This is a genomic window from Streptomyces sp. KR55 (assembly GCF_052245645.1).
In the GTDB taxonomy this organism is placed as follows: domain Bacteria; phylum Actinomycetota; class Actinomycetes; order Streptomycetales; family Streptomycetaceae; genus Streptomyces; species Streptomyces flavusporus.
In genome coordinates, this window is the sequence record NZ_JBQQCE010000528.1 from 1 (window position 1) to 6511 (window position 6511).

Annotated in this window: 5 protein-coding genes and 1 pseudogene; 3 read left to right on the forward strand and 3 right to left on the reverse strand. The window is 67.5% G+C overall.

The window, feature by feature from the left end:
* On the reverse strand, positions 1-585 hold a 585-nt coding region (locus tag ACTWQJ_RS44225), incomplete at its 3' end, for a TetR/AcrR family transcriptional regulator C-terminal ligand-binding domain-containing protein (protein WP_443312049.1).
* Positions 586-836: 251 nt separating this feature from the next.
* On the opposite strand from ACTWQJ_RS44225, the gene ACTWQJ_RS44230 reads away from it, so the two are divergent.
* Complete coding sequence (locus ACTWQJ_RS44230; protein WP_443312051.1) at positions 837-1409, forward strand: TetR/AcrR family transcriptional regulator; 573 nt, start codon at positions 837-839, stop codon at positions 1407-1409.
* A gap of 129 nt (positions 1410-1538) precedes the next feature.
* The gene (locus ACTWQJ_RS44235; RefSeq protein ID WP_443312052.1) at positions 1539-3731 is read left to right on the forward strand and encodes an MMPL family transporter; all 2193 of its coding nucleotides are present in this window, start codon (positions 1539-1541) and stop codon (positions 3729-3731) included.
* Positions 3732-3904: 173 nt separating this feature from the next.
* On the opposite strand, the pseudogene ACTWQJ_RS44240 reads toward ACTWQJ_RS44235, so the two are convergent.
* Together ACTWQJ_RS44240 and ACTWQJ_RS44245 are read right to left on the reverse strand one after the other, a co-directional pair.
* Positions 3905-4653: pseudogene (locus ACTWQJ_RS44240) on the reverse strand (IS630 family transposase); the annotation flags it as partial.
* A 416-nt stretch (positions 4654-5069) separates the two neighbouring features.
* Entirely contained in the window at positions 5070-5672 is a 603-nt protein-coding gene (locus tag ACTWQJ_RS44245) for a TetR/AcrR family transcriptional regulator (RefSeq protein ID WP_443312053.1), read from the reverse strand.
* A gap of 151 nt (positions 5673-5823) precedes the next feature.
* On the opposite strand from ACTWQJ_RS44245, the gene ACTWQJ_RS44250 reads away from it, so the two are divergent.
* Positions 5824-6511 (forward strand): oxidoreductase (locus tag ACTWQJ_RS44250; RefSeq protein WP_443312054.1); only part of this gene is annotated, 688 nt, incomplete at its 3' end.

Consider the following 6511-nt stretch of genomic DNA (forward strand, 5'->3'; position numbering starts at 1 on the left):
GTCGAGGAACAGGGAGAGGGCCTGCTCGCGGGCGCTATGCACAGTGACGCCGCGAAGTTGTGCGATGGGTGTACTGAAGCCCACGACCGCGAAGGCGAAAATCTCCGCAACCACGGATCGGTCGATGTCAGCCCGCAGCTCACCACGCCGCTGTGCCTCGAAAAGCACATCCTCGACGACGGCCAGAGGCTGGTCAATGCAGTCTCGCTGGAACGCCGCGTAGAGGTCGGGGTAGTCGGGAAGCTCAAGAGAGCAGCGCGTCACGATCAGGGCGCGAGGGCTGTCCAGGACTTCGGCGCACGCGTCGTACAGCAGACGCAGGTCGTCCACGAGGCTGCCGGTTCGGGGCGGGCTCAGGTGCACGCTCATGGCGGACAAGCCCGCCAGGATCAGGTCGTCACGTTCCCTCCAGCGGGCGTAGATGGTCTGCTTGGCGACCTTGGCGCGCGCCACAACGTTGTTGATACGGAAACCGACGACACCGCGCTCGGCCAACTCGTCAACAACGGCCTGGAGGATCCGGTCGTCAGCCCCGGGATCCCGGGGACGCCCAGGCTTCGTCGCGGTCGGTGACGTGGTTGCCATGCGCGGATCCTTCCAGTTCTGCTCCTGGTTCAGTTTCGCAGGTACTACGAGGGCCTGCGCACAGCCACGGCCCCGGCGTCAGCGTGACCAGGCGAAACCTCGTGACCCATTTCACCACCAAGGTGGTTCCATATTTATCGGCTCCCGTTATAGCGTCTTTCTGAACGAAACAGTTTCGTTCAGGCGAAGGGTCGGCGATGACAGCTACGACTGGGCTTACGGCATCTGCGGATTCGGGTGGCGCGCCTCGAGTGCGTCGCAGTCGGATGACACCGGAGCGCAGAGCGGACATCTACGCAGCCGTGCTCGATCTGCTGCGGGACGTCGGTTACGAGGCCATGACCATGGACTCCGTGGCCGCCCGGACTCGGTGCAGCAAGGCCACGCTCTACCGACAGTGGACGGGCAAACCGGAAGTCGTCGCGAGGGCACTGCGGCACACGAAGCCTGTCACCCTCGCCGGGATCGACACCGGATCCCTGCGCGGGGACCTCCGGGCGGCGGTGGCCCGGGCAGACGGCGCCCAGATGGAGAAGGACGCCGCGCTGGTGCGGGGCCTGCTCCACGCCGTGCACACCGACCCCGAACTACTTCAGGCGCTGCGCGAGTTGCTCATCGATCCCGAGCTGACCGGGCTGCACACGCTGCTGCGGCGGGCGGTGCAACGGGGCGAAATCGCGCCGGACTGCCCCGCGTTGGCCTTCGTCCCCCACATGGTGACCGGCGCTCTGATCACCCGTCCGCTGATCGAGGAGCGGGCGGTCGACCAGGCCTTCCTCGAACGCTACATAGACGCCGCAATCCTCCCAGCCCTCGGCGTCTGACCTCTCCGTACGACGGCGTACGGCATCTCCAGAAGTTCGTCTCCCACCCCGCCGACGCGCACCGCACCCGTCGTCGGGGTGATTTCCCCTGCTCCTTCCAACACCCCCGACCCGACGGGAGTTCGCCTCATGGCCACGTTCCTCTACCGACTCGGACGGTTTTCCTTCCGCCGACGACGACTCGTAGCCCTACTCTGGGTGGTGCTGCTGGCCGCCACCGGTATCAGCGCTGCCAACGCCAACGCCACTGGCAGCAACAGTTTCTCCGTTCCCGGCACCGAGGCGCAGAAGGCCTTCGACCTGCTGGACAAGCGATTCCCGGCGCTGCACGCGGACGGCGCCCAGGCCAATGTCGTCTTCCGCGCCCCCGACGGCCAGAAGATCACCACCGCCAAGAACAAGGCCGCCGTCGAAGCAGCCGTCGCCGAGATCGGCGACGGCAACAAGCAGGTCGTCAGTGTTCTCGACCCGTACAAGGTGGGTGCCGTCAGCAAGGACGGCACCACCGCGTACATCACGGTGTCGTATGCGGTGCAGTTCAGTGAGCTGACCGACGCTTCCAAGAGCACCCTCGACACGGTCCTCGAGGACGGCCGGCACGTCGGGCTGACCGTCGAGGCGGGCGGCACCGCAATGGCCGAGCTGCCGGAGACCGGCACCGCCGAGATCATAGGCATCGCCGTCGCGGCTCTCGTCCTGGTGATCACCTTTGGGTCCCTGGTCCCCGCCGGGCTGCCGCTGCTCACCGCGATCGTCGGGGTAGGAATCGGCGTCGGCTCGATCACGGCGCTCACCGAGGCTCTCAGCTTCTCCAGCACCACCCCCATCCTCGCCTCGATGATCGGCCTCGCGGTCGGCATCGACTACGCCCTCTTCATCGTCTCCCGCTACCGTGGCGAACTCGCCGAGGGCCGAGAGCAGGAGGAGGCGGCCGGACGGGCGGTGGGCACGGCGGGGTCCGCCGTCGTCTTCGCCGGGCTGACCGTCGTGATCGCGCTGGCCGGACTGGCCGTCGTCAACATCCCGATGCTCACGAAGATGGGCCTGGCCGCAGCCTGCACGGTCGCCATCGCCGTCGTCATCGCGCTCACCCTCATCCCCGCCCTGCTCGGCTTCGTGGGCAAGCGGGTCCTCAGCCGCACGTCGCGCAAGGAGTCGGATCAGTCCCCCGCCCGGCAGGGCAAGCCGAACATGGGCACCCGTTGGGCCCTCTTCGTCATGCGCCGCCCGGCCACCATATTGTTGACCGCCGTGGTCGCCCTCGGCGTGATCGCCATCCCCGTCGCCAGTCTGAAGATGAGCCTGCCCGGTGACGGCGACCAGCCCACCAGCACCACCCAGCGCAGGGCGTACGACATGCTCGCCGAGAGCTTCGCCCCCGGCGTCAACGGTCCGCTGATGGTCACCGTCGACACGGCCGAGGGCGGTGACGTCAAGACCGAGGCCGCTCGGGTCGGCAAGACCGTCGCGGGCATGAAGAACGTCGCGGCCGTCACCCCGGCCATGTACGACAAGGCAGGGACGACCGCCATCCTGACGGTCGTCCCGGTCACCGGGCCCGACAGCACCCAGACCGAGGATCTGCTCGCCGACATCCGCGAGCGCACCGACGACAAGGTCATGGTCACCGGCTTCACGGCCATGAAGGTCGACGTGTCGCAGAAACTCGACGAGGCCCTCGTGCCCTACCTCGGACTCGTCGTCGGCCTCGCCTTCCTCCTGCTGACCCTCGTTTTCCGCTCGATCCTGGTCCCCCTCAAGGCGGCGCTCGGGTTCCTGCTGTCCGTCCTGGCCGCGCTCGGCGCCGTCGTCGCGGTCTTCCAGTGGGGCTGGCTTGCCGATCTCATCGGGGTCGAACAGCCCAGCCCGATCATGAGCATGATGCCGATCTTCCTGGTGGGGGTCGTCTTCGGCCTGGCCATGGACTACGAGGTGTTCCTGGTAGTCCGCATGCGAGAGGCGTACATCCACGGCGAACGCCCCGACCAGGCCGTCGTCACCGGCTTCCGCCACGGGGCCCGGGTCGTCACCGCCGCCGCGATCATTATGATCAGCGTCTTCGCCGGCTTCATCGAGTCGAACGACGCAATGGTCAAGATGGTCGGCTTCGGCCTCGCCATCGCGGTTCTTTTCGACGCCTTCGTGGTCCGCATGACCGTCGTCCCGGCCGTGCTCGCCCTGCTCGGCCGCCACGCCTGGTGGCTGCCGAAGTGGCTCGACAAGGCGCTCCCCAACGTGGACGTGGAGGGCGAGGGCCTGACCAAGCACCTCGAAGGCGGACACCAAGCACGCCACGAGGAGAGCGAGTTGACGCGCATCTGAATTCCCAGTACTCCCGAGGGCGTCTCTTGGAGTGACAGACGGCCTCGGTCATCGCCCCGGGCCGTGGGGACGGGACTGGCGGCGGTGTATGAGCCCGGCAGTGGTGGCAGGAGCGGCACACCACTGCCGGGTGACTCTCTGTGTGCCCGGCTCGGGCGCGGGAGCGTCGTTACTCAGGTTGAACTCGCGGAGTCCGATGAACTGATCATGTCGCAGTCCATGATCAGGCCGGTGGGCGGTAGGCAGCCGTCGATCAGGTGGGGCCGGTACTGGATCTTCTTCAGCTTCCGTTTGATCACGCGGGTCAGGTGGGTGAGGTCGGCCGCAGCGAAGTCGGCCAGGTGCCGCTTGAGGAGCGACCAGATCCCCTCGGTCGGGTTCAGCTCCGGTGCGTAGGAGGGCATCTGGACAATGCGTAACCAGTCCTTGTGCTCCTCGGCGAAGTCCGCCAGCTCCTTGACCAGGTGCACGTTCAGATTGTCCCAGCACCACACCACGGGGGTGCCGAGCTGCACGTGGGTCATGACGATCAGATCGCGGTACCGGCGCCAGGAGAACGCCTTCGGCTCGCCCCGGCGCCCGTGCCAGATGTGCAGCTTGAAGAAGAAGCGGGACCGGTGTCCGGCGCGGTAGCAGACCACTCCGGCGATGTTGACCCGTCCGCGGTTGCGGCCGCGCACCCGCACCACCGGCCGCTGTCCGCGCGGGGCCCAGGTGTGTCCTTTCGACGGCCTCAGACCCTGGCCCGCCTCGTCTTCGAAGCAGATGTGGGCGCCCAGGTGGGCCGCGGTTCCTTTACCTGCGGCCACACCTTGGCCTTCCACACCTCGATCGCCTCCTCGTCGCGCTCCAGTGCCCGCCGCACGGGCACCTGGGCGGACCAGCCGTGCCGCCGCAGCAGCTTCCACACGCCCTGGATGGTGGTGGGCGGGCTGGAAGTTGACGTACACTCGTAATAGCATGACCGTAAGCCAATGAGGCGCGGCTCTCTCGGCCTTCGGAAACGCCGAGGATGTGCATACAGAATCGAGGCTCTCCGTGCGTGACCTCCGTTCCAGTCAGCCGCGGACCAGCTGAGTGCACCGGCGTCGGGCGAGGTCTCGAGTGAGGAACTGTTCGAGGTCTACCTGAGCCGCATCGACGCCCACAACGAGACGCTGAACGCGATCGTCGCCCTTGATGTCGAGGGGGCCCGGCGCGAGGCCAGGAACGCCGACGCGAGGGTCGCGGTCATTCTGCACGGCAGCGAGACGGTTCTGCCCCGCGGCTGGTGATGCCGCGGACTCGGGCCGCTTTCCCGGTCCGGCCCAAAGCGCCGTGGGGCGTCGCCGGCCGGTGTCACTCGGTCAGCAGAACGCGGAGCTGGGCGCGGATGTCCTGCACAACCTCCTCGGCGCTGGAGGCAACGTTCACACTCGCGGCCATGCTGATGAACATGATCGCGGACACGATACGCGCCAGCGTTGCAGCGTCACTCTCGTCGCGCCGTTTGTCGCGGCGCAGCACGGCGGCGATCGCGCGCTCGGTCTGGCCGACGAAGGTGAGCGCTTCGCGATGGCGCGGCTCGGTGGGGTCACCGAAGACCATCTCGCGCAGGTAGGTGCGCCCGTTGTCGATCTGCACGCGGTTGCGCTCCACGATCGGCCGGACGATCGCGGTCACCGCGTCCAGCGCGTCCGGGATGTTCCCGGCATCAGCTCGACCCCGCTCCAGGGCTTCGGCGTAGAGAGAGTTCTGCACCAGCAGCAGGAGCTCGCCCTTGCTCTTGACATAGAGGAACAGCGTGCCGGTGCCGATGTCCGCCCTTTCGGCGATCTGCTGGGTCGTGACCTCGTCGACTCCGTGCTCGGCGAACAACTCGCAGGCGGCGGCGGTGATGCGGTCGAGCTTCTGCTGCTTGTTCCGCTCGCGCCGACCACCCGGCTGGGGTCTCTCAGACATGCGTACGTCCTCCCGGGAACGATTTCTGACTGAACTCAGTTATAACTAGAGTCGTAACTGATTACGCTCAGATTCTATGCCCCACCGGGCCACCGGTTTCGGGATCCGCACCCGAAGCGTCTGCGCCCCAACGCAAAGGAACGCACATCTCATGGCCCTGTCTCCTTCCCTCTGGCAGCCGTTCGTCCTCGGTCGAGTCAAGCTTCCGCACCGGCTGGCTATGGCCCCGATGACCCGCAGCCGGGCCAACCCGGACGGCACTCCGGGCGAGCTGATGGCGACCTACTACGGGCAGCGTGGCCCGCTCGGGCTGATCATCACCGAGGGTGCTCAGCCGTCCGAGGACGGCCAGGGCTACCTGAACACGCCCGGCATCTACACCCCCGAGCACATCGGCGGCTGGCGGAAGGTCGCCGACGCCGTACATGCCGGCGGTGGGACGTTGTACATCCAGCTGATGCACGTGGGCCGGATGTCGCACCCGGACAACACCCCGCACCACCGTCAGCCGGTGGCCCCGTCGGCGATCTCCGCCGACCAGGACATGTCCACCGCGACCGGGCCGCAGAAGACCCCGGTGCCGCGGGAACTGACGACCGACGAGATCCAGACGGTGATCGGTGAGTTCCGGCACGCCGCGGCCTCCGCGATCGCGGCCGGCGCCGACGGGGTGGAGATCCATGGGGCGAACGGGTACCTGCTGCACCAGTTCCTGTCCCCGAACGCGAACGACCGCACCGACGGCTACGGCGGCTCCGTCAAGAACCGGTCGCGGTTCGTGATCGAGCTCGCCCGCGCGGTCGCGGAGGAGGTCGGCGCCGACCGGGTCGGCATCCGCA